Below are 22,257 nucleotides of genomic sequence, written 5' to 3'. Positions count from 1 at the left end.
ACGGTCACTTCAGCTCGTCCGGACACGGAGTGCCTCGCGGCAACGTATAGGGCGCCGCCAGCCGATACGTCCCCGCCCGCGGAGCGATCAGCATCGTCCACTTGTCGCCGTTCGCGTCCTTCTCCGTCTCCATCAGGCAGCCGTTGACGTTGTCGTACGACTTCGGATCGCCGTCGGCGCGGTTCTTGGACGCCTCCGTCTCCTGCGGTGGCTTCAGCTTCTTGCCCTCCGCGTCGACGATGCTCAGCCACGGCGAGTACGGGATGCGGACGAGGATGCGGCCGGGCTTCTTCACCCGCATCGTCATCTCGCCCTGTTCCGCCCGGTCCACGACCGCGTTCGGCTCGGCGAGCGAGGTCGGGTCGGTCACGCGGAACAGCTGCCAGTTGGCGTCGCCCCAGATCTGCTTCAGATACGGCATCCCCCGCTGGACCAGCTCCCGCTCCCGCTCGCCGCCGTCGCCGTCCGGCACGTCCTTCGGCAGGACGACGAAGTGCACGGCCCAGCGCCGCAGCCACTCGTGGTAGTTCGCCGAGTTGAGTGTGTCGTCGTAGAAGAGGGGGTTGCGCTCCATGTCGGCCTGGCGGTTCCAGCCGCGGGCCAGGTTGACGTACGGCGCGAGGGTGGACGCCTCGATGTGGGAGCGGGCCGGGACCACCTCGACGCGGCCCTTCTCGGCGCCGACGTCCTGGAGTTCGTTGACGAGGGGTGCCAGCTCCCGGGCCCAGGACGCGCGCGGGGTCGTACGGACGACGTCGTCGACCGCCTTGAAGCCGATCCAGAAGGTGAACCCGGCGATGGCCACCACGCACAGCCACCACTCGCGCGAGCGCCGGACCTTGAAGGGCAGCGCCGCGACCAGCGTGACGCCGCCGAACAGCATCGCGAGGCGCGTGATGTTGGAGCCGATCTGCGAGCTGACGATCCACACCGCGAGGACGGAGAGGCCGTACACCGCGGAGGTCAGCCGGACCGTCGTCCACTGCCTGGGGACGAGGACGAAGGCGAGGACGGCGTAGAGGAACGGCAGGATCACCGAGGCGATCGTCATCGGCTGGGTGCCCGCGAAGGGGAACAGCCAGGCCGAGATCGCGACGACCGCGGCCGGTGCCAGACCGAGGGCCCAGGCTCCCGGGCGCCGCTTCTGCAGGAACAGCGCGACCGCCACCAGGCCCACGAACAGCCCGGCCACCGGCGACGACATGGTGGCGAGGGCGGCGAGCGGCGCCGCGCACAGCGCCTTCGCCCACCGCTTGTACCGCCATTTGTGGGGCCAGCAGAACACCACGGCGACCGCGCCCAGCGCGAACACCGTGCCGAGCCCGAAGGTCACCCGTCCCGAGGCCGCGTTGCAGAGGAAGGCGAAGACGCCCGCCAGCGAGGCCCACAGGGGGTTCTTCACGGACCGGCTGCGGATGAGGACCATCGTGAGCAGCCCGGCGGAAACGGTCCCGGCGATCATCATCGTCGTACGGACACCGAGCACGGACATCAGGTACGGCGACACCATGCTGTACGACACCGGGTGCATGCCGCCGTACCAGGCGAGGTTGTACGCCGAGTCGGGGTGCCGGCCGACGAACTCGGCCCATGCGTCCTGTGCCGCGAGGTCGCCGCCGCTGTTCGCGAACGTGAAGAACCAGACGAGGTGCAGTGCGCCGGCGAGCACGGTGATGGAGAGCACCGGGTGGCGCAGGAGCCGCTCACGCAGCGCGAGGAAGGCGCGCGTCACTCGGGACTCGCGGTCGTCCTCCGGGCGGGCACCCGTGGCCTCGTACTCGCGCCGCTGCTCGATCTCGCGCGGTGCGGGCACGCGTATTCGCGGGCCGGTTCCCGGGCCCGGATCGGCGTCGTCGGCGCGTGTCGGCTCCGCTGTGGCCACCTGAAGGCACTCCCCGTGGGTGTCCTGTCTTCTGTTCTAGGACGCGTCCCGTCGGCCGTCCGTTGCCGGCCACGTCCCGGTGGGTCTTCCCGGCCGCGCCCCGCGAGCGGCGGCCTGCCCTGTTTCGTGACGCTAGCACGCACCCCGCCGGTGAGCGCCCTGGTGGGGCCCATCGGCGGGGTGCGGTGACGCGCTCGCGGCGGTTCAGCCGAGGCGCTTGAGCTTGGCCGTGAAGCCGGGCTCGGTGAGGTCCTTCTGCAGGGCCACGGGGACCTGCACGGCGCCGCTCGTGCCGTCGCCGACCGTGAGCGTGCCGACCTTGGTGCCGGCCTTGGCGGTGTGCGGGACGTCGTCCGCGTCGAAGGAGAGCTTCACCTTGAAGCCGTTCCAGCCGACGGCGGTGACGTCCTTGGTGACGACCACGGGGGTGTGACCGCCGAGCCCGTCGTCCACGTATCCGACGACCGTGCCCTTCTCGACGATCTTCGTCGACTTCAGGGCGTCCTGGGCGGCGAGCATCGCCGTCCTGCTGACGTTGTTGACGGTGTCGATGATCGGCGCGGTGTGCTGGCCGAGGATCGCGCCGACCACGGTGACCGTCTCGCCGCCGACCTCCTTGGTGGCGGCGAAGAGGAGGTTGCCGCCGGCCTTGGTGGTGGTGCCGGTCTTGATGCCGATGGCGCCGTTGTAGGGCACGAGACGGTTGTAGTTGTCCCAGCTCTTGCCCGACGGGTCCTTCCACTTGGGCAGCCTGGTGATGTCCATCAGGGCCTGGATCTTCACCAGCTTGTTGCCGAGCTTCACCTGGTCCTCGGCGGTGGAGACGGTGGTCTCCTTCAGGCCGGAGGCGTCGGTGTAGGTGGTGTTGCCCATGCCGAGCTGCTGGGCGGTGTCGTTCATCTTCTTGATGAACGCCGCCTCGGAGCCCGCGTCCCAGCGGGCGAGCAGGCGCGCGATGTTGTTCGCGGACGGGATCATGATGGCCGAGAGCGCCTGCTGCTCGGTGAGGACGTCGCCCTCCTTGACGGTGGTGAGGGTGGACTCGCCGTCCTTGTAGTAGCCGGCCTCCTTCTCCGCCAGCGCGTCGACCGTGATCTTCGCGCCCTCCTCGCCCGACTTCAGCGGGTGGTCCTTGAGGACGATGTAGGCGGTCATGGCCTTGGCGACGGAACCGATGGCGACCGGGGTCTCCTTGCCGAAGGTGCCCATCGTGCCGATGCCGTTGATGTCCAGGCGGCCCTGGCCCTCGGACGGCCACGGGAGGTCGACCTTGCTGCCGTCGAAGGTGTACGAGTCGGAGGCGGTGAGGGCGAGGGTGGGGGTGGGCAGGGGGCGCACGGCCTGCGCGATCGCAAACACCACCACGAGCAGGATGACCAGCGGGGTCCAGATCTTGACCCGCCGGATGATCGTGCGGACCGGTGTCTGGGGCGGCGGCGGGGTGTTCGTCAGCTCCGCCAGCAGGTCGAGCGGCGGCTTGGGCGGGAGGGGCTGCTGGGTGGTGCGCTCGGGGCCGACCTGGGGGACGGAGGCGGTGGCGTCCGCGGGGGCGGGCTTGGGCCGCTTCGTCGCCGGGTCGTCGAGGGGCTTGAGAGCTACGAACTTGCTGGTGCGCTCGGGGTCCGACTTGGGGTCGGGGAGCTTGAGCATGGTCGTGGGCTGATCGAGCTGCGGCCGCTTGAGCATGGTGGTGGGTTGATCGACGGTCTTCCCACCCGCCCCACCCGTACCACTCCCGTCGTCGGCCGCGGGGGACCCTTGCGGAGCGGACTCGCCGTCGGCGGCCGCGGATTCGGGGGAGCCGGGGTCCGGCTTCGAGGTGGTCGAGTCCGACTCGGGCGTGGTGGAGTCCACGTCGGCGTCGGCTCCGGCCTTGGCGGAGGGCTCCGCGTCGGCGGGCCGCTCCGTGCTGCGGCGAGCGTCGGCGGACGGCCGGGCGTCGGCGGGCGCGTCGCCATCGGCATCCGCCCGCGCGGACGTCTTGGCGTCCACGTCGGCTTCACCGCCGGCTGCCGCCTTGACGGACGGCGCGTCGGCGGACGGCCGGGCGTCGGCGGGCGCGTCGCCATCGGCATCCGCCCGCGCGGACGTCTTGGTGTCCACGTCGGCTTCACCGCCGGCTACCGCCTTGACGGACGGCGCGTCAGCGGACGGCTCCGTGCTGCGGCGAGCGTCGGCGGACGGCCGGGCGTCGGCGGGCGCGTCGCCATCGGCATCCGCCTGCGCGGACGTCTTGGCGTCCACGTCGGCTTCACCGCCGGCTGCCGCCTTGACGGACGGCGCGTCGGCGGACGGCTCCGTGCTGCGGCGCGCGTCGGCGGACGGCCTGGCGGACGGCCGGGCGTCGGCGGGCGCGTCGCCATCGGCATCCGCCTGCGCGGACGTCTTGGTGTCCACGTCGGCTTCACCGCCGGCTGCCGCCTTGACGGACGGCGCGTCGGCGAGCGAGTCCTCGGCGTCCGTGGGCCCGGCGTCCGCCTTGGTGGCAGGCTTCTCGTCCGCCTCGGGCTCGGTGGAGGTGCCTTCGGCCTCGGCGTCGGTCGCGTCGTCCGGCTCCGGCTCGGCGGAAGTGCCGTCGGCCGCGGTCTGCTTCGCCGCGTCCTTCACGGCGCCCTCGTCCTCCGCAGCGCCCTTCTCGTCCCCGGCGTCTCCCGCTTCCACGGCCTCCACGCCGTCCTCGGCACCGTCGGAGTCCCCCGAGCGAACCCAGGCCGCCACTGCCGCACGCAGCCGCGCGTCACCGGACGCGTCGCCCTGGCCACCGTCGGCCATGGCCTCGCTGTCGGTCCCGGCCTCGCTGTCGGTCCCGGCCTCCCCGTCGGTCACCGCGTCAGAGGAAACGTCACCGTTGCTGGAGACCGCGTCCTCCCCCGAAGCGGCCTCGGCCCTCTCACTCGAACCCTCAGCGCCGCTCTCAGCACCCTGAGCGGCACCCTCAGCGCCCTCAGCGGTGTCCTCAGCGGCCTCCGGCTCCCCGGCAGCGGCCCGGGAGGCAGCGCCCCCCTCAGGGACCTCCTCGGCCCCGGAGCCGTCGGCATCGTCGCCCTTCGAGGCGTCGCCGGCCCCCGCGCCCTCGGCGTCCTCGCCCGAGGACTCATCCCCAGCCAAGGCCTCCGCGTCGTCCTCAACCGCCGCGGCGACCTCGGCGTCGGCCTCGGAGCCCTTCACAGCGCCCTCAGTCATCTCCGGAGCCTCGGTGTCGGTCTTGGCGGGCTCGGAGGGCGTCTTCGCGTCCGCAGGGCCCTTGTCGGCGCTCTGGCCCCGCTCTCGGGCCTCCCCGGCGCCCTCCCCATCGGTCTTCAGATCCCGTACCGAGAACACCCGGGTCGCCGTGTCCACGCCGCCGCGCACCCCCGGCGAACCGGAAGACGCCTCCGAGGCCACCCCGAGGCGCGGATCACGCGCCGCTCGTTCCTCGGTCCTGGCCTCGGGAACCGGACCCGCGCTCCCCGACGTCGGTTCTGCCGACGACTCGCGCTGCTTCGACCTGTCGGGGGACTCGCCCGCCACCGATGCCTCCTCCATGTGCCAACCGAACCGTGAATCGCCGCCCGGGACACCGCCACTCGCGCTGTCCGAACCATGTACCAGTGTCCTGTGTGCGGGCTTAACCCCTGCGGTAGACGAGAACGACATACCTACCGGTTCCCTCACAAAGAGGTCACGCACCCTCGACAGACCAATGTGAGAGGGGTCACCCTGTCTTTCATCCACGCGGGGAGGCATGGATGGGCAGGAGCCGCAGAACACTTCCGGAGGAGCTTCTGCTGCTGGCACTGGACCCGGCCACGGGTACCACTGCACAGCCGCAGTCGCTCGACCTCGGTCTGGCCGGAGCGCAGCTAGTGGAGCTGGCGCTGGCCGGACGGATAGCCCCAGACGGGGATCGTATCGCCGTGGTAGCCCCACGGCCGACTGGAGATCCAACTTTGGACTGCGCGTTGGAGTTGCTGCGAAGGCGTGGCGCTCCCGTGCGTGCAGTGAACTGGATTGGCGGACCCCGTCTCGGGCTGCGCCAGACCTACCTCTCGCATCTGGAGCGGTGCGGCATGGTGCATGCCGTGGCGGGTCAGATGTGCGGAGTGCTGCCGACGACCCGTTACCAGGCGACGGACAACGCCATCAGCCGGGAGATCAGGGCCCGGCTGGACTCGGCGATCCGTACCGGCGTACCGCCGGACCCACGGACCGCGGCGCTCGCCGCCCTGGCCCACGCGGTCGGCCTCGGCAAGCACCTGTACCCGGGCAACGAGGGGCGTTCCTCTCGGTCCCGGCTCAGGGATCTGATCAGGCACGACCCCATGGGCGGTCTCGTCGCGCACGCCGTGATGGACGTCCAGAACGGCGTGGGAGCACAGCCACGCCGCAACCCGGCCCCGGCCGGCCGCCAGGCCACCGCCGGACCCGCCAGGTCCGCACCGGAACCCGCTCGTGGCGTTCCGATGCAGCCGCGCCGAGGATCCATGGCGCGTGTCGTGGCCCACTGAGCCGCAGTCCCACGACGAACGAGCAGGACAGCAGGACGAACAGCAGTCCCGAGACCCGGTTCGGGAGCCGCTGGTCCGCGCGGGGCGGTTGAGACCTCCTTGGTCTCCGACCGCCCCGCGCGGCCGCTTTTCCACCCCGTTCACCGGTCCGCCGCGCGGCCCGATTCCTCCCGGGCCCGCCGAACTGGCGCGTATCCAGCGCATATCCGCCGTTTCCCAGCGGTAGGAAGCACCTTGGTGGCAGTCTGCTCAACAGCAGATACGCAAAGTGGTAAACAGAGGTCCGCAGCCGGAGGTGCACGTTCCCGTGGCGTCCAATGTCAATCCGACCGTCAGGCGACGCCGACTGGGCCAGGAGCTGCGTCGGCTCCGTGAGCTCAAGGGCATGACGGCCGAGGAAGTGGCGGAACGGCTGCTGGTCTCGCAGTCGAAGATCAGCCGACTGGAGAACGGCCGCCGCAGCATCAGCCAGCGCGATGTGCGCGATCTCTGCGGGGTGTACGAGGTCGAGGACCACCGGATAGTCGATTCGCTGATGCAGATGGCCAAGGACAGCCGCCAGCAAGGGTGGTGGCACTCCTTCGGGGACATTCCCTACAGCGTGTACATCGGTCTGGAGACCGATGCCGCGAGTCTGCGGGTCTACGATCCCCAGGTCGTCCCGGGCCTGTTGCAGACCCGGCAGTACGCGGAGGCCCTCATCACGGGCGCTCTTCCCGAGACCGCGGCGGCCGATGTGGAGAAGCGCGTCCAGGTGCGCCTGCGCCGGCAGGAACGAATCACCGCCCCGGAGAACCCGCTCCGGCTGTGGACGGTGATGGACGAGGCGGCCCTGCGCCGGCTGGTGGGCAACAAGTCGCTGATGCGGGACCAGTTGGAGCATCTCGTCGAGCAGTCCCAGCTGCCCCATGTGACGGTCCAGGTGATCCCGTTCGACATGGGGGCGCATCCCGGCCTCAACGGCCAGTACGCGATCCTGGAGTTCCCGGACGCCGCCGACTCCAGCGTCGTCTACATCGAGGGTGTGACCAGCGATCTGTACCTGGAGAAGCCCAACGACGTACAGAAGTACAGCGTGATGTACGAGCACCTGCGGGCCCAGGCCCTGAACCCGGACCAGTCACGGCAGTTCATCGCGGACGCCGCGAAGGAGTACGCACTCTGAGACGCCCACTCCGGGAAGGCGCCGGGCACCGTACACCTTCCCGGGGCCGGAGTGGAAGACCCACCTGGAATATGCCATCCGGTCGAGTGAATAGTCTCTTCGTACGCCGGGGTTGGCGAGTAGCGTCGATCACGCCACCACACACCAAGGTTGGCGCAAACCGCGCCATGAGTTCGGAGACGGACTTGTCGCGCGGTGACAGCAACTCGGCATCTGGCAATACGGAGCAGAAAATGGCAATTCGTCAGGGCACCGCGGACACGTGGGTCAAGTCTTCCTACTCCACGGGCAACGGCGCGTGCGTCGAGATCAAGTCCCCCGTCGTCGCGGCGATGGCCGTCCGGGACTCCAAGGTCACCGAGGGCCCCACACTGGCCTTCCCGGCCGAGGCGTGGAACGACTTCGTCACTTCGATCAAGGCCTAGCGGTACGACTTCCAAGGCGGCCGAGCAGTACAACTTCACATGCGCCAACTTCATACGCATCACAGGAAGAGCCCTCTCGACCAGCTTCGCCGTCCTTGCCGAGAGGGCTCGGCCATGTCCGAAAGCGGCCCACGCTCTACCGCAGCCGGTCCACGTACTTGTCCGTCCCCGGCACCGTGGGAACGAACGGCGCCACCAGCTCCACCCTCCCCAGCCCCGCCTCGGCCACCGGCCCGTCCAGCCCCGTGAAGTACGCCTCCCAGCAATCCCGCGGATCGGCCTCCAGGAACCACAGCAGGGTCAGCCGGGTGTCCACGCCCTCCACCTGCTTCACATACGTCATACGGTCACCCGGCAGCGGCGTCGGCCGGAACACGGTCACCATCGCCGCCGGGGACCCCGCCAGCCGCTTGGGCAGCCGACGGGAGCGCAGCCACTCCAGCAACTCGGCCCGCTGCTCGGCCGATTCGGCGTCGATCACCTCCACCACCAGCCCCGCGTAGGGGTGGTCGAGGGCGTGGAAGTCGCGCGGTCCCGCCGCCCCGTCCCGGTAGACCGTCACCTCGTGGTCCTGGAACGCCGTGAAGACGTGCGTACGGTCCTGGTAGACCCGGGCATCCCGGTTCAGCCGCTTGTTGATCGCCACGGTCCACCTCATGTGGTCGTCGTAGCGGCCCTCGGTGACCCAGTACGTCGAGAGGTAGCAGCCGGCGGTGACCGGCTGGGCGACCGCCGACTTCTCGGGGTAGCGCAGGAGTTGGAGGTCCCGGGTGGCGACCCAGCGGCGCCCGGCGTACATCCAGGGCATGGCCATCGCGCCGGCGTAGTAGTGGTCGTCCTCGTACCAGCGGTTGTACGCGTACTCGTGCCCCGGATGCGGCTCCACCATGGTGATCAGCGCATGGCCCGGGCGGACCCCGTACGGCCCCACGGCGGCCAGCTCGGCGTACACGTCACTGCGGGTTTCCTCGCTCACGTCGCTCCCCTTCCGTCCTCCGCCGGTCGCCCATACTCTGACGCCCCGTCAGATAAATCGCCATACCCCCGGAGGCTCCGATGTCACTGCTCACGGGCAAGACCGTCGTCGTGTCGGGAGTCGGCGCCGGGCTCGGTCACCAGGTCGCCGCGGCGGTCGTACGCGACGGCGGGAACGCGGTGCTCGGGGCGCGCACGGAGGCCAACCTCGCGAAGAGCGCGGCCGAGATCGATCCGGACGGGGCGCACACGGCGTACCGGTCGACGGACATCACCGACGAGCAACAGTGCGTCGCGCTCGCCGAGTTGGCGGTGGAGCGGTTCCGGCGCATCGACGCGGTGGTCCAAGTGGCCGCCTGGGACAGCTACTTCGGCGGGCTGGAGGAGGCGGACTTCGCCACCTGGCAGTCGGTGATCGACGTGAACCTGCTGGGCTCGCTGCGGATGACCCGGGCCTGTCTGCCGGCGCTGAAGGTGGCCGGCGGGTCGGTGGTGTTCATCGGTACGCAGTCCGCCGTGGCCGCCCCGACGCAGGTCTCGCAGGCGGCGTACGCGGCCTCGAAGGGCGCGCTGACGAGCGCGATGTACTCACTGGCGCGGGAGCTCGGCCCGCACCGGATCCGGGTGAACACCGTGCTGCCGGGCTGGATGTGGGGGCCGCCGGTGCAGGCGTTCGTGCAGTTCACGGCGCAGACCGAGAAAGCGCCGGAAGGCGACGTACTGAAGCGGCTGACCTCGCGCATGGCGCTGCCCGATCTCGCCACGGACGGCGATGTGGCGGACGCGGCCGTGTTCCTGGCGTCGGATCGGGCGCGGGCGATCACCGGACAGTCCTTGCTGGTCAACGCTGGGGAGCTGATGCGATGAGTTCACATAGCTGAACGAGAACCATCATCACGAATATTTTTACCTCCCCTTGACCTTACGCTCACTTGTCGTGTTCACGTGACACCGCACACGATGAGCGCCGGGTCGACCCCTGGGAGGCGTACATGAACGGTCTCGACTGGGCCGTGCTCATCGGCTACTTCGGCGTGATGGTGGCGATCGGCGTCTGGTCGCACAAACGGGTGGACGACGTCAGCGACTTCTTCACGGCCGGCGGCAAGATGCCGTGGTGGCTGTCCGGCATCTCGCACCACATGTCCGGCTACAGCGCGGTGATGTTCACGGGCTACGCGGGCATCGCCTACACCTACGGCGTGACGTCCTTCGTGACCTGGTCCTTCCCGATCGCGCTGGGCATCGCCATCGGCTCGAAGCTGTTCGCGCCGCGCATCAACCGGCTGCGCTCACGGCTGCGTGTGGCCTCCCCCCTGGAGTACCTGAAGAACCGCTACGACCTGAAGACCCAGCAGGCCCTCGTCTGGTCCGGCATGCTGCTGAAGATCGTGGACGTGGGCGCCAAGTGGGCGGCGATCGCGACCCTGTTGTCGGTGTTCACCGGGCTGACCCTCAACCAGGGCATCCTCATCACCGGCGCGATCACCGCGGTCTACTGCACGATCGGCGGCCTGTGGGCGGACGCGCTGACCGAACTCGGCCAGTTCGTCATCCAGTTGCTGGCCGGCGTCACGATGTTCGTCGCCGTCGTCCTGAAGCTCAACGACAAGGGCATCGGCTTCTTCGGCGCCTGGGACGAGCCGGCCCTGCACGGCCACGGCAAGCCCCTGGTCGGCCCGTACGGCACCGTCTTCCTGCTGGCCTTCCTCTTCATCAAGCTCTTCGAGTACAACGGCGGCATGCTCAACCAGGCCCAGCGCTACATGGCGACGGGCAGCCCGCGGGAGGCCGAGCGCTCGGCCCGCCTCTCCGCGGCCCTGTGGCTCGTCTGGCCCGTGGTCCTGTTCTTCCCCATGTGGATGTCGCCACTGCTGGTCCACGCCCAGAAGCCGGACGGCTCCGACTCCTACGGCCTGATGACCGAACAGCTCATCCCGCACGGCCTGTTGGGCCTGGTCATCGTCGGCTTCTTCTCGCACACCATGGCCATGTGCTCCTCCGACGCCAACGCGATCGCGGCCGTCTTCACCCGGGACGTGGCACCCGTGGTCTCACAGCGGGCCCGGGAGTGGAACCAGCGGTCCGGGCTGATCGCCGCCCGCGTCACCACCGTGCTCTTCCTCGCCCTGTCGATGTCGGTGGCGACACAGGTCAACTCGCCGACCTTCAAGGACATCATCACGGTGGTCATCAAGTGGGTCGCGGGTCTGATGGGCCCGATCGCGATCCCGATGATGCTGGGCCTGCTCCGCCCGTTCCGCCGCTCCGGCCCGACCGCCGCCCTCACCAGCTGGTCGATGGGTCTGCTGGCCTTCTGGCTGATCAACTACCCCATCAACTGGAACGTCAAGGGCGGAGTCCCCCTGGAGTACCAGGTCTCGGTCCCCCTGGCCGTCTCTCTCGTCCTGTACATCCTCATCGGCTACCTCAAGCCCGAGGACACCCCGGCCCGCCTCGCCATCATCGACCGCGTCAACACGGACGACGACGGCACGGCGGCGGCCGCCATCCCGACCCCGGTGGGCCCGGCGGACCGTACGCCGGTGAAGGACTGACGGCCCACGGCACTTCCCCGCATGGGAGGACCCGGTCACCCCGGGTCCTCCCGTGCCGTGCGCGCGAAAAGGCGATGCCCGCGGACCACACGCTCGGCAGACTGACCCGCATGACCACCACTCCGGATCCGCACGATCCCAAGGCCGACCTCCGCTTCTACCTCCAGGAGGCGCGCAACGCGCTCCTGTGGAAGCTGGAGGGCCTGTCCGAGTACGACATCCGTCGCCCGCTGACTCCGACCGGCACCAACCTCCTGGGCCTGGTCAAGCACGTCACCGGCGCCGAACTCGGCTACCTGGGCGACACGTTCGGCCGTCCCTTCGGCGAGGTGCGCCCCTGGATGGCGGCCGACGCCGAGGTGAACTCCGACATGTGGGCCACCGCCGACGAGTCACGGGAGCGGATCGTCGCCGACTACCGGCAGGTGTGGGCGCACTCGGAGGCGACGGTCGAGGCACTGTCCCTGGACACGGTCGGCAGGGTCCCGTGGTGGCCGGACGGCAGGGACGAGATCACCCTCCTGCACGCCCTGGTCCGGGTGATCGCCGACACCCAGCGGCACGCGGGGCACGCGGACATCCTGCGGGAGCAGCTGGACGGCTCGGCGGGCATGCAGAAGCACAACACGAGCCTGCCGGAGGGCGGCGAGGAGTGGTGGAAGGAGTACCGGGAGCGACTGGAGGGCGCGGCGCGGGAGGCGCAGGCACGCGGGGATCAGGCACGCGGGGATCAGCCGTAGCCGTACGTACGTCGATGGAGGTCAGGCCCGCGGATAGCGGGTGAGCCATCCCGGCGAGGACCCGGCCGGCCCGTGCAGCGCGGGCCCCTGGGTCATCTCCATGGCGAAGTCGTCGGCGAGTTCCAGGATGGTGGGCCTGCCTTCGAGCTCGGCCAGCCAGGCGGGCGGCAGAGCGGTCTCCCCGTGCAGCGCCCCGAGCAGCCCTCCGGTCAGCGCGCCGGTGGCCCCCGACGGGCCGTCCTGGTTCACGGCGAGACACAGCCCGTGCCGTACGTCCTCCCCCACCAGCGCGCAGTACACGGCGGCGGCCAGCGCCCCCTCCGCCGTACCGTCCCCGGCGAGCTCGGCGACCCGGGTGGGCGTGGGCATGCCCTGCCGCACGGCCCCCAGGGCGTGCTGCAGCGCGCCCGAGACCGACTCATGGCCGGGCCTCGCCGCGAGCAGCGCGAGCGCCTGCTGAACGGCCGCGTCGAGGGTCTCCCCGCGCGCCAGCCCGTGCACGATGACGGCGTACGCCCCGGCCGACAGATAGGCCATGGGATGCCCGTGCGTCTGCGCGGCACACTCCACGGCGAGCTGCACGACAAGCTGCGGCTCCCACCCCACGAGCAGCCCGAACGGCGCCGACCGGGCGACGGCCTCCGGCCCGACCTCCGCCGGGTTCTTGGGCGCGTCCAGGGTCCCCATGTTCTCGTCCCCGAACCCGATGAGCAGCGGCCGGCTGGGCTCCCGCCTGGCGTAGAGCCACTCCTCCCGCGCCAGCCACCCGTCATCCTTACGCCGCTCGTCCGGCCCCCAGTCCCGCTGCGTGGCCGCCCACCGCAGATAGGCCCGATGCAGATCGGTGGGCGGATGCCAGGCGCCGGTGTCCCGGCGCACCTGCGCGCGTATCAAGCCGTCGACGGAGAAGAGACTGAGCTGGGTGAGATGGGTGACGGCACCGCGGCGGCCGTAGGCGAAGGCGAGATCGGCGATCCCCTCGGCCCCGTACTGCTCCCGTATCCCCTCCACGTCGAGCCCATCGACCGGCGCCCCCAACGCGTCCCCGACAGCGGACCCGAGCAACGTCCCCCGCACCCGGCTCCGAAAATCCTGCTGCTCCACCCGGCCCCAGACGGCCCCGGCTGTCACACCCACCAAGACCTCCGCGATGGCAACACCCGACACGACAGTTCGTCACTGTAATCGAACGGGGACGGTCGGTTTAGGGGGTGATGTGGTATGCGGGGTGTGCCCTTAGTGCCCCTGAGTGGTGAGTTATCACCCGTACCAGGTGACATTGCAGACATAAAGACATTCATGGCGTGGTACAGCCAGAAAGCTGATGAAACCACGCCCGCCGAGGATGTCGAACTCCCGCAGCCCGCCCTCCCGGTCGAAGGGGCGGCCGACCTTCACGGAGTCATGGCCGAGCGCGGCCAGCTCCGCGGCCAGTCGCTCCACCTCCGCCACCACCCCGACGGGAAGCCCGCCCGTGACGTACTCAGCGCTGGGGTTGTAGTCCCAAGCCCAGTCCGTCACAGCCCCGCCTCGGCTTCGGCGGCTTCCCTGATGACGCGGATCTCCTCGATGGCCTCCGCCGGGTCCTGATCACCCGCGTCCACGACACGCTCCAGCTCGCGGAGCCGCGCGGCACGCTCCGGGTGTCGTTCGATCGCCACGAAGACAGCCCAGGAATGTACGAAGGCCCGCAGGGGGGCGAGGCTCTGCGTCTGTTGAGCGTTGGTCGTCGCCTCGAAGAGGTGCTGCGTGAGGGCCGGGACCCGACTCGGAGCGATCCGCATGACGGCCGCCCGCAGCGCGTCCGGGGTCAGCTCGGGCATGGGAATCAGCGGTCCGTACGGGCCGTCGGTCTGGGCACTCACGGTGACCTCCGGTGCGGGTGGCTCGGTCCTCGTACGGTACCTGCGGAGAGGGCGGAGCGGCGCCCGGGCGGCGCTTGTCACGGCGATCGTCTCCCGCCCTATGCCGCCACGGCGGACGTACGACAGCCCCGGCATCTGCCCGGCCGGGTGGACCGGAAGGCCCGGTCGCATCCGTCGCAGTTCTGGAGCGGGTCCGCTCGGACAGGCGTGGGGGAACCCGCCGGTGCCGGGACGGGCGGCGGCAGGAGGTCGGTGAGGCGTCGGGCGAGCAGGGCCGCCGGGTGCCGGATCGGTTCGTGGGGCAGGCCGGATGTCAGGGCGCGCTGTACGACCGCGGTGGGCACGCCCCGGTCCAGCCAGGTGGTGACGTCCGGCGCGAGACGGCGTACGTCCCGTTCACTGAGCAGCAGGCGGGGGTCATGCGTGCGCAGACCGGCCAGCAGGTCGGCGGCGGCCGGGTCGACCCGGTGGTTCGGGCCCGGTCGCGGTCGGGGGCGCGCGGGCTCAGGTGCGGTCGAGGTGGCTGCCGCCGAAGTGATCGCGAGGCGCGACTTGTTGTACGAGAGCGTGCGGGTCACGAAGGTCCCCGATTGAAGACGCTCCTTGTTGCGCGCGAGGTAGCCGTACCGCTCCAACTCCCTCAGTGCGGCGGCTATCCGGATCTCGCCCTCGGGGAACTTGGCGGTGAGCGCCTTGATTCCGACCGGGGTACCGGCGGGCAGCGACTGGATGTGGACCGCGAGTCCGATCGCCGTCAGGGACAGCTCGGGGTGCTGGACGAGGTCGTTTCCGACCACGACGAAGTTGTCGGTGAGGGGCACGTTGACGTGCTCGACGCCACCGGTGAAACGTCCGGACTCGGCGCGCGCGGACGCGCTAGGCTGCTGGTCAGTCATCGGGAAGGTCTCTTCTTCCTTGGTGATCAGGCCCTCGCACTGGGATTGCCGTCCCGGCGGGGGCCGAGTCATGTTTGCGGTTGTTGCGGCTGAGGCTGCACCACGAACACCTCGCCGCGCCAGCCGAGTTGGTGATGTTCACCCTCGCGGGTGATCGACGGGGGCGGTGGGGGTGGGTTGGTTCTTTCCCTCGTTCTTTGGTCTTTGGCGTCGGGCCGGACCGGGTCATGGATCCGCACGATCCGGTGACAGCTCCGCCCATACGGTCTTGCAGCCGGCGGGCGCCGCGTCGTCGCCCCAACGGTCCGCGTACGCCGCCACGATCCGCAGCCCGCGCCCCGACTCCCCGTCACCGTCCACCGGGTCCTGGAGCTGCGGGATCCGGTCGCCCCGGGCGTCGGTGACCTCGATACGGAGGGTGTGGTCGGGCCGGAGCTCCAGGCGCACACGGAAGTCCCGTCCAGGGACACGACCGGGACGGCGCGCGCCTCACGTTCGCGGATGCCGTAGGGACCGAGTTCGTGAGCAGTTACTCGGCCGGCTGAGACCAGGGCATGTCACGAGCCGCCATGAGCAGGGCGAGTACCGGAGTGAGGGCCGCCCCGTCGATGTCGGGAAGTCTCGTCAGGGCCTCGACCAACTCGATCAACTTGCCGATCAGTTGACGGACCGCAGCCTCCATCCGGGCGACCTCCGTCTCGTTCATGGGTAGGGACCCGAGCAGCTCCAGGAAGCGTCCGGTGTCTTCCAGGGCCTCCACCACAAACCCCTGCCTGAACAGAAGTGCGCCGCGGTACCCGTAGGCCATCGTGTAGTCGGGGCTCGCCTCGATCGCACGGTCCAGCTCGGTACGGGCCTCCTCGAAGCGCTCCACGGCGTCCAGGGCTCTGCCGCGCATGGCAAGCACCCATGGGTCGTCGGGCCGCTGTCGCTTTGCCCGGTCCAGGTCGGCCAACGCCGATTCTCCGTCGCCGAGTGCGAGATGCACGTCTGACCGTTTGCACAGGGCCCAGCCGTATTCGGGGTCGGCCTCAAGCGCATGGTCCAGGTCGGCGAGCGCTTCGGCACGCCGACCCATCGCGGCTCGGCAGGCGCCACGGCTGGCGTAGGCCGAGGTGTACTCGGCATCGAGCTCGATCGCTCGGTCGTAGTCGGCGATCGCCTCCTCGAAGCGGCGTACGCCGGTCAGCGCGTCACCCCGTTCGCAGTAGAGCCACGGACTGTCCGGACTCAGATCGACCGCACGGTCCAGGTCCTCCAGTTGCCGCGTGTGGTCACGGCGGGAGCGCCAGACCCTCGCCCTGCGGACCAAGGCCCAGACGTACTCCGGATCCAGTTCCAACGCCCGGTCCAGATCCGCTGTAGCCGCCTCGAGTTCGCCGAGGCCGTGCTTGGCGGCACCCCGGGAGGCCCACGCAAAGGCTCGTTCCTGACGTAGCCCGATCGCCTGGTCCAGATCCCGTACCGCCGCCGCGCAATCCCCCGTCAGCCGCTGGTACTCGCCACGCAGCATCAGGGTCGTCGCCTTGCCGGGCGCGAGTTCGTCGGCGCGGGACAGGTCCACGATGGCGCCGGCGTAGTCCCCTCCCTGAGCTCGTGCGTACCCTCTGCCGTGGTAGGCGGCCGCCAACTCGGGATCGAGAGCGAGAGCGTGGTCGAACTCGGTCAGTGCCTCGGCGTGCCGTCCGGCACCTCCGAGTTCCACCCCTCGTGTCTGGCGGACCACGGCCCGCCCCCGTGCGTCGAAGCACCCGCGTGCCAGCAACAACCCAAGGGCTTCAAGCACTCCACCGTGCTCGAACGACTCCAGCAGGTCGTGTCCCCAAACACCGATCGTCTCCGCATCGGCGTCCTCTCCGGCCTGCACCAGGGCCTGCGCCCACTGGCGGGCCACCTCTTCGCCCTCGCCACAGGCGTCCACGACGTCCCGCAGCACCACCGGCAGGGAAACTCTCGGCCTCGCGCACAGGAGGTGATACGACTCGGCGAGCCGCGTTCTGCGCCATCCCTCGTCCTCCCACAACTGATCGGAGGACAGATCCGTTTCGACCTCGACCCTCCACTGCTCGAACACCCGCGCAAGGCGCCCGTGACGCTCGACCCATCCCCTCGGCGAACGCAGACGCTGCAACCGCAACATCGGTCCCCGAACCACGCCGTGGTACTGCGCCTTCTCGCCGCGCTCGCTGACGAACGGCATGCCCCTCAGCCAGGCGAGGAGTTCGTCGGCGTCCTCGTCCGAACAGTCCACGGCCGCTCTGAACACGTCCGCATCCAGCCAGCGGGGCAACGCACAGGCCAAGGCGACGCTCTGCCGTACCGGGTCCTGCTCCCACTTCAGGAATCGCTCCACCGCCGTCGCGCTCGGGTCCCCCACATCATGGAGATCGGCAGGCCGCGCTTCCGCCAAAGTCGAGACGAGAACCGGGAGTCCGCCGGTGAGGCGGAGGATCTCCTCGACGACCGGCCCGGCCACGACGTGCCTGCTCGCCAGCAGCCCCCGTGCCTCTTCCTCCGTGAACGGCCCGAGCGGCACATCTGTCATGAAGTCCGCGAAAGGCCCCCAGCGGACGGTGTCGAAGGGACTCTGGCCGGCGGTGACCACGACGACGTGGGCGGGAAGGTTGCCGTACCGATCGCTCGTCATCACGTCGCACAGCCAGCCGTCGAGAAACGGGCCGGTCCGCTCGTAGGTGTCGAAGAACAGGACGATCCAGGGCACGGTGGAGGCGGCATCGGACAGTTCCGTCAGCAGCACGGGTGTCAGTACCCGCTCCGGCGACAACACCAGCTGGACGTCTTCCTGGTTACGGAGGCGTGCGCTGAGACCGGCCCTGAATCTGTCGGCTCCTCTGGCGAGTTGATCAGGGTCCAACGCTCCGGCGAAGGGACCCACCCCCGGCACAAGGCCCAGCCCGACCAGACCGGCGCGCGCCACCGCCAGGCCGCTCGCCGACGGCCCCGCCAGTTCCGGGTCGGCCACAGCGGCCGTCTCGGCCTCGTGCCGCCGCTCCCGGTGAGCGGTGAGCAGCCGCTCCAGTTCCTTGAGCCTCCTGCCCTGTCCGGCGAATTCACGGCCGATCGCCGCCATCGCCTCCACCACGCTGCCGACGCTCTCGTCCACGTAGGCGGTCAGCGCCCTCTTCTCGCGGGCCAACTGCTCCAGCTCCCTCAGCAAGAAGGTCTTTCCGACCCCTGCCTGGCCGTGCACATGGAAGAGGAAGCGGTGCCGCTCGTCCTCCGGGGGTACGTCGAAGTTCTCCCGGAAGGCGGCCCGTTCGGCGCCCCGGCCGACGAAACCCGCCCGTCTGCGGCGCGCGATCAGCTCATGCATCGAAGGGCGCCTCGTCATCATCCACACCCTCCCCATAACCGGTCCCCTCACAGGGAAAGATGGCTGTCATGTCCACCAACACATCTGTCGGGACCAAGGTCACCACAACCCCCCACCACCGCGCCCTTACCCTCACGGCCGCGCTCCTCACCGCAAGTGTCGCGCTCTACATCGCGCTCGTCGCCTTCGGGAACATCACCGACTTCGGGACCAACCAGGCGTTCGTGCAGCACGTCCTGGCCATGGACACCACCTTCAAGGACGACGACCTGATGTGGCGGGCCATCACCAACACGGGCCTGCAGAACGCCGCTTACGTCGCCATCATCGTCTGGGAGACCCTCGCCGCGCTCGTCCTCGTGTACGGGACCTGGCTCTGGGCGCGGCGGGACTTCGCACGTGCCCGCAGTGTCTCCACGTACGGCCTGCTCATGCTGTTGCTGCTCTTCGGTGCCGGGTTCATCGCGATCGGCGGTGAGTGGTTCTCCATGTGGCAGTCGAAGACCTGGAACGGACTGGACGCCGCGCTGCGGGTGTTCGTGTTCGCCGGGGTCTCGTTGGTCGTCGTGCTGCTCAGCGACCGGCGGAGCGGCGACACCGACTGACCTTTCCCCGCGGCTACTTGACCACCGCGACCTTCGTGCCCGCCGTCCCGAACGTCCACAGCGCCGAGCCGTCCGCCGTCCGCATCCGGACGCCGCCCGTCGCGGTGTTCGCCGCGGGGGGCGGGGACGATCCGTCGACCGCGTTGGAGAAGGCGATGTTGACGCCCGACTTGGCGGAGAAGTACACGATGTGCTCGATCTTCACACCGTCCGAGCCGGTCAGCGGACCCTCGGCGCGGGTGCCGACCGTGTACGTGCCGGGGTCGGGGCTCACCGTCCCCGGCCACACGGCGAAGGTGCGGCGGGCCGCGTCGCTCGCGTCGACCAGCCACACCGTCTTCTGCGAGAGGGAGTAGACGATACGGCGGCCGGTGCCGGAGGCGTCCGGCACCGCGGCCGGCGTCTTCGGCTTCGTGGTGCCGGAGTGCGCGCCCGCCGACGCCGACGCGCTCGGCCTCGCGGCGACCGCGTGCGGCTTGGTTCCCTTGTCGGCCTGCACGGCCAGGACGGCGACAGCGGCGATCGCTCCCACCGTGAGACCGGTCACCCAGACCTTCGGGGCTGGCACGGCACGCATCTCCTCAGCTAAGGATCCCCGACGGACGGGGGTCCGATCATCGTACCGGCCCCCCTCGATACGTCCGGTCTCCTCAGTCCAGCACCGGCAGCAGCTCCGGCAGGTGTCCGTCCGACACCGCCGCCGCCCGCCGCCGCTCCTCCGGCACCTCGCCGTAGAGCGTCGTACGCGGCCTCGCCGGCCGCCCCGCCGCCTCCGCCACCCCGATCAGGTCCTTGACCGACTTGTACGAGCCGTAGGAGGAGCCGGCCATCCGGGAGATCGTCTCCTCCATCAGCGTGCCGCCCAGGTCGTTCGCCCCCGAGCGCAGCATCTCCGCCGCCCCCTCCGTGCCCAGCTTCACCCAGCTGGTCTGGATGTTCGGGATGTACGGGTGCAGGAGGAGCCGCGCCATCGCCGTCACCGCGCGGTTGTCGCGGGTCGTCGGACCCGGGCGGGAGATGCCCGCCAGGTACACCGGCGCGTTCGTGTGGATGAAGGGGAGCGTCACGAACTCCGTGAAGCCGCCGGTCTGTTGCTGGATGCGGGCGAGGGTGCGCAGGTGGCCGAGCCAGTGGCGCGGCTGGTCCACATGCCCGTACATCATGGTCGAGCTGGACCGGATCCCCAGCTCGTGCGCGGTCGTGATCACCTCGATCCAGGTGGCCGCCGGCAGCTTGCCCTTGGTCAGGATCCAGCGGACCTCGTCGTCGAGGATCTCGGCGGCCGTACCGGGGATCGTGTCCAGCCCGGCCTCCTTCGCGGCGGTCAGCCACTCCCGGACGGACAGGCCGGTGCGGGTCGCGCCGTTCACGACCTCCATGGGCGAGAAGGCGTGGACGTGCATGCCGGGCACACGCTCCTTGACCGCCTTCGCGATGTCGAAGTACGCCGTCCCGGGCAGGTCGGGATGGATCCCGCCCTGCATGCACACCTCGACCGCGCCCACGTCCCACGCCTGCTGGGCCCGGTCCGCCACCTGGTCCAGGGAGAGCGTGTAGGCGTCCGCGTCGGTGCGGCGCTGCGCGAAGGCGCAGAAGCGGCAGCCCGTGTAGCAGACGTTGGTGAAGTTGATGTTCCGGGTGACGATGTACGTCACGTCGTCGCCGACCGCCGACCTGCGCACGTCGTCCGCGATGCGGGTCAGGGCGTCCAGTGCGGGCCCGTCCGCGTGCAGCAGGGCCAGCGCCTCGGCGTCGGTCAGGCGGGTCGGGTCGTCGGCGGCGGTGCGCAGGGCCTCGCGCACGTCCGTGTCGATGCGCTCGGGCACCATGCCGGGCGCCGCCGCCTCCCGCAGCTCGGCCCAGTCGCCGTACACCTCGTCGAAGTCGTCGCGCCGGTCGGACGTACGGCCCTCGGTGTCGATCGAGGCGTGCAGATCCGTACGACCGGAGGCGACGAAGGCCTCCTCGGGCTCCTGCCACGGGTGGCCCTCGACGGTCGCGTCCGGGCGGGCCAGGCCGGTCTCCGGGTCCGCCAGCGCCCGTACGTGCGGACGCAGCCGCGGATCCAGCCACGGCTCACCGCGAGTGACGAACTCGGGGTACACGCAGAGACGTTCCCGCAGCTCGAACCCGGCGGCCTCGGACCGTGCGGCCAGCTCCTCGATCTGCGGCCAGGGGCGCTCGGGGTTCACGTGGTCGATGGTCAGCGGGGAGACCCCGCCCCAGTCGTCGATGCCGGCCCCGATGAGCCGCTCGTACTCGGAGTCGACCAGATTCGGCGGAGCCTGGAGGCAGGCGCTCGGGCCCATGATGAGGCGGGCCACCGCCACCGTCGCCACCAGTTCGTCCAGCTCCGCGTCCGGCATGCCGCGCATCGCGGTGTCCGGCTTGGCACGGAAGTTCTGGATGATCAGTTCCTGGAGGGAGTGGTACGCCCGGGAGATCTTGCGGAGCGCGAAGAGGGACTCGGCGCGCTCCTCGTACGTCTCCCCGATCCCGATCAGGATGCCGGAGGTGAAGGGGACGGAGGAGCGGCCCGCGTCCTCCAGGACGCGCAGGCGGACGGCGGGTTCCTTGTCGGGGGAGCCGTGGTGCGGGCCGCCGGGCTCGGACCAGAGGCGGGTGGCGGTCGTCTCCAGCATCATGCCCATGGAGGGGGCGACGGGCTTCAGCCGCTGGAAGTCCGTCCAGGACATCACGCCCGGGTTGAGGTGGGGCAGCAGGCCCGTCTCCTCCAGGATGCGGATGGAGATGGCGCGGACGTAGGCGATGGTGTCGTCGTAGCCGTGCGCGTCGAGCCACTCGCGCGCCTCCGGCCAGCGCTCCTCCGGCTTGTCGCCGAGGGTGATCAGGGCTTCCTTGCAGCCGAGGGACGCGCCCTTGCGCGCGATGTCGAGGACCTCGTCCGGGGACATGAACATTCCGTGCCCGGCGCGGCGCAGCTTGCCAGGCACGGTGACGAAGGTGCAGTAGTGGCACTTGTCCCGGCACAGCCGGGTGAGGGGGATGAAGACGCTCTTCGAGTACGTGATGACGCCGGGGCGGCCGGCCGCCTCCAGGCCCGCGTCGCGCACCCGGGCGGCGGACGCGGCGAGGTCGGTGAGGGCCTCGCCGCGGGCCTGGAGCAGGACGGCCGCCTCGGTGACGTCGAGGGCGACGCCGTCACGGGCGCGTTTGAGGGCGCGACGCATGGAGTTCTCGGTTGGGCCGGCGCCACTGGGGCGTTCGGTGGGGCCGGTTCCGGAGGTCGCGGAAATCGTCATTCTTTGAGCATACGTTCGGGTTGATCAGGCCAAAGTGGCGTCGGCTCATCCACGGGAACCCC

At 70.1% G+C, this 22,257-nt stretch carries 18 protein-coding genes; 7 read left to right on the top strand and 11 right to left on the bottom strand.

All coding sequences use genetic code 11. The features are described from left to right. Nucleotides 1–4: 4 nt before the first annotated feature. Together ACWC09_RS41385 and ACWC09_RS41380 are read right to left on the bottom strand one after the other, a co-directional pair. Entirely contained in the window at nt 5–1,882 is a 1,878-nt protein-coding gene (locus ACWC09_RS41385; protein ID WP_450856206.1) for an MFS transporter, read from the bottom strand. Nucleotides 1,883–2,086: 204 nt separating this feature from the next. Beyond that, nucleotides 2,087–5,407, bottom strand: coding sequence for a D-alanyl-D-alanine carboxypeptidase (locus ACWC09_RS41380; RefSeq protein WP_450856205.1), 3,321 nt, complete (start codon nt 5,405–5,407; stop codon nt 2,087–2,089). Nucleotides 5,408–5,610: 203 nt separating this feature from the next. Here ACWC09_RS41380 and ACWC09_RS41375 point away from each other — a divergent pair, with 203 nt between their 5' ends. From ACWC09_RS41375 to ACWC09_RS41365, 3 genes are all read left to right on the top strand, one after another. Then, nucleotides 5,611–6,369 (top strand): GOLPH3/VPS74 family protein, encoded by a 759-nt coding sequence (locus tag ACWC09_RS41375; protein ID WP_450856204.1) that lies wholly within the window; start codon nt 5,611–5,613, stop codon nt 6,367–6,369. Between the two features lie 307 nt (nt 6,370–6,676). Continuing rightward, nucleotides 6,677–7,534, top strand: coding sequence for a helix-turn-helix domain-containing protein (locus ACWC09_RS41370; protein ID WP_450856203.1), 858 nt, complete (start codon nt 6,677–6,679; stop codon nt 7,532–7,534). Nucleotides 7,535–7,767: 233 nt separating this feature from the next. Then, the gene (locus ACWC09_RS41365) at nt 7,768–7,959 is read left to right on the top strand and encodes a DUF397 domain-containing protein (RefSeq protein WP_450856202.1); all 192 of its coding nucleotides are present in this window, start codon (nt 7,768–7,770) and stop codon (nt 7,957–7,959) included. 136 nt (nt 7,960–8,095) lie between these two features. On the opposite strand, the gene ACWC09_RS41360 is transcribed toward ACWC09_RS41365, so the two are convergent. Continuing rightward, the gene (locus tag ACWC09_RS41360) at nt 8,096–8,935 is read right to left on the bottom strand and encodes a hypothetical protein (protein WP_450856201.1); all 840 of its coding nucleotides are present in this window, start codon (nt 8,933–8,935) and stop codon (nt 8,096–8,098) included. 80 nt (nt 8,936–9,015) lie between these two features. On the opposite strand from ACWC09_RS41360, the gene ACWC09_RS41355 reads away from it, so the two are divergent. The 3 genes from ACWC09_RS41355 to ACWC09_RS41345 all read left to right on the top strand — a co-directional run bounded on the left by ACWC09_RS41355 (nt 9,016) and on the right by ACWC09_RS41345 (nt 12,232). Further along, complete coding sequence (locus tag ACWC09_RS41355) at nt 9,016–9,801, top strand: SDR family oxidoreductase (RefSeq protein ID WP_450856200.1); 786 nt, start codon at nt 9,016–9,018, stop codon at nt 9,799–9,801. A gap of 125 nt (nt 9,802–9,926) precedes the next feature. Then, nucleotides 9,927–11,492 carry a sodium:solute symporter family protein gene (locus ACWC09_RS41350; protein WP_450856199.1) on the top strand — a complete coding sequence of 522 codons (1,566 nt, stop codon included), beginning with the start codon at nt 9,927–9,929 and terminating at the stop codon, nt 11,490–11,492. A gap of 110 nt (nt 11,493–11,602) precedes the next feature. Then, entirely contained in the window at nt 11,603–12,232 is a 630-nt protein-coding gene (locus tag ACWC09_RS41345; RefSeq protein WP_450856198.1) for a DinB family protein, read from the top strand. Between the two features lie 21 nt (nt 12,233–12,253). Here ACWC09_RS41345 and ACWC09_RS41340 read toward each other — a convergent pair whose 3' ends face one another. The 6 genes from ACWC09_RS41340 to ACWC09_RS41315 form a co-directional block, all read right to left on the bottom strand. After that, entirely contained in the window at nt 12,254–13,369 is a 1,116-nt protein-coding gene (locus ACWC09_RS41340) for an ADP-ribosylglycohydrolase family protein (protein ID WP_450856197.1), read from the bottom strand. 123 nt (nt 13,370–13,492) lie between these two features. Next, on the bottom strand, nt 13,493–13,753 hold the full coding sequence (locus ACWC09_RS41335) for a hypothetical protein (protein WP_450856196.1): 261 nt from the start codon (nt 13,751–13,753) through the stop codon (nt 13,493–13,495). Next, the gene (locus ACWC09_RS41330; RefSeq protein WP_450856195.1) at nt 13,750–14,097 is read right to left on the bottom strand and encodes a DUF6247 family protein; all 348 of its coding nucleotides are present in this window, start codon (nt 14,095–14,097) and stop codon (nt 13,750–13,752) included. Before ACWC09_RS41330 ends, ACWC09_RS41335 begins: the two co-directional genes overlap by 4 nt. A gap of 98 nt (nt 14,098–14,195) precedes the next feature. Further along, a complete protein-coding gene (locus tag ACWC09_RS41325) occupies nt 14,196–14,993 on the bottom strand; it encodes a helix-turn-helix domain-containing protein (protein ID WP_450856194.1) in 798 nt (265 codons plus the stop codon). Nucleotides 14,994–15,218: 225 nt separating this feature from the next. Continuing rightward, nucleotides 15,219–15,440, bottom strand: coding sequence for an ATP-binding protein (locus ACWC09_RS41320; RefSeq protein WP_450856193.1), 222 nt, complete (start codon nt 15,438–15,440; stop codon nt 15,219–15,221). 82 nt (nt 15,441–15,522) lie between these two features. Then, complete coding sequence (locus ACWC09_RS41315; RefSeq protein ID WP_450856192.1) at nt 15,523–18,327, bottom strand: tetratricopeptide repeat protein; 2,805 nt, start codon at nt 18,325–18,327, stop codon at nt 15,523–15,525. Nucleotides 18,328–18,395: 68 nt separating this feature from the next. Between ACWC09_RS41315 and ACWC09_RS41310 the strand changes: the two genes are divergently transcribed. Then, nucleotides 18,396–18,932, top strand: coding sequence for a DUF2165 domain-containing protein (locus tag ACWC09_RS41310; RefSeq protein WP_450856191.1), 537 nt, complete (start codon nt 18,396–18,398; stop codon nt 18,930–18,932). Between the two features lie 13 nt (nt 18,933–18,945). Here ACWC09_RS41310 and ACWC09_RS41305 read toward each other — a convergent pair whose 3' ends face one another. After that, nucleotides 18,946–19,509, bottom strand: a complete 564-nt coding sequence (locus ACWC09_RS41305; protein WP_450856190.1) for a hypothetical protein — start codon at nt 19,507–19,509, stop codon at nt 18,946–18,948. Nucleotides 19,510–19,582: 73 nt separating this feature from the next. Beyond that, a complete protein-coding gene (locus ACWC09_RS41300) occupies nt 19,583–22,195 on the bottom strand; it encodes a bifunctional FO biosynthesis protein CofGH (protein ID WP_450856189.1) in 2,613 nt (870 codons plus the stop codon). Between the last annotated feature and the right edge of the window lie 62 nt (nt 22,196–22,257).

Source organism: Streptomyces sp. NPDC001617, assembly GCF_053596855.1.
Note: the sequence above shows the minus strand (reverse complement) of the source record. Positions and strands in the feature narration are given on the sequence as shown.

Excerpts from the sequence above, each read along its gene's own strand:
- ACWC09_RS41380 (WP_450856205.1), bottom strand. The coding sequence starts at position 5,407 with ATGGAGGAGGCATCGGTGGCGGGCGAGTCCCCCGACAGGTCGAAGCAG.
- ACWC09_RS41375 (WP_450856204.1), top strand. The coding sequence starts at position 5,611 with ATGGGCAGGAGCCGCAGAACACTTCCGGAGGAGCTTCTGCTGCTGGCA.
- ACWC09_RS41365 (WP_450856202.1), top strand. The coding sequence starts at position 7,768 with ATGGCAATTCGTCAGGGCACCGCGGACACGTGGGTCAAGTCTTCCTAC.
- ACWC09_RS41355 (WP_450856200.1), top strand. The coding sequence starts at position 9,016 with ATGTCACTGCTCACGGGCAAGACCGTCGTCGTGTCGGGAGTCGGCGCC.
- ACWC09_RS41350 (WP_450856199.1), top strand. The coding sequence starts at position 9,927 with ATGAACGGTCTCGACTGGGCCGTGCTCATCGGCTACTTCGGCGTGATG.
- ACWC09_RS41345 (WP_450856198.1), top strand. The coding sequence starts at position 11,603 with ATGACCACCACTCCGGATCCGCACGATCCCAAGGCCGACCTCCGCTTC.
- ACWC09_RS41325 (WP_450856194.1), bottom strand. The coding sequence starts at position 14,993 with ATGACTGACCAGCAGCCTAGCGCGTCCGCGCGCGCCGAGTCCGGACGT.
- ACWC09_RS41315 (WP_450856192.1), bottom strand. The coding sequence starts at position 18,327 with ATGCATGAGCTGATCGCGCGCCGCAGACGGGCGGGTTTCGTCGGCCGG.
- ACWC09_RS41310 (WP_450856191.1), top strand. The coding sequence starts at position 18,396 with ATGTCCACCAACACATCTGTCGGGACCAAGGTCACCACAACCCCCCAC.
- ACWC09_RS41305 (WP_450856190.1), bottom strand. The coding sequence starts at position 19,509 with ATGCGTGCCGTGCCAGCCCCGAAGGTCTGGGTGACCGGTCTCACGGTG.
- ACWC09_RS41300 (WP_450856189.1), bottom strand. The coding sequence starts at position 22,195 with ATGACGATTTCCGCGACCTCCGGAACCGGCCCCACCGAACGCCCCAGT.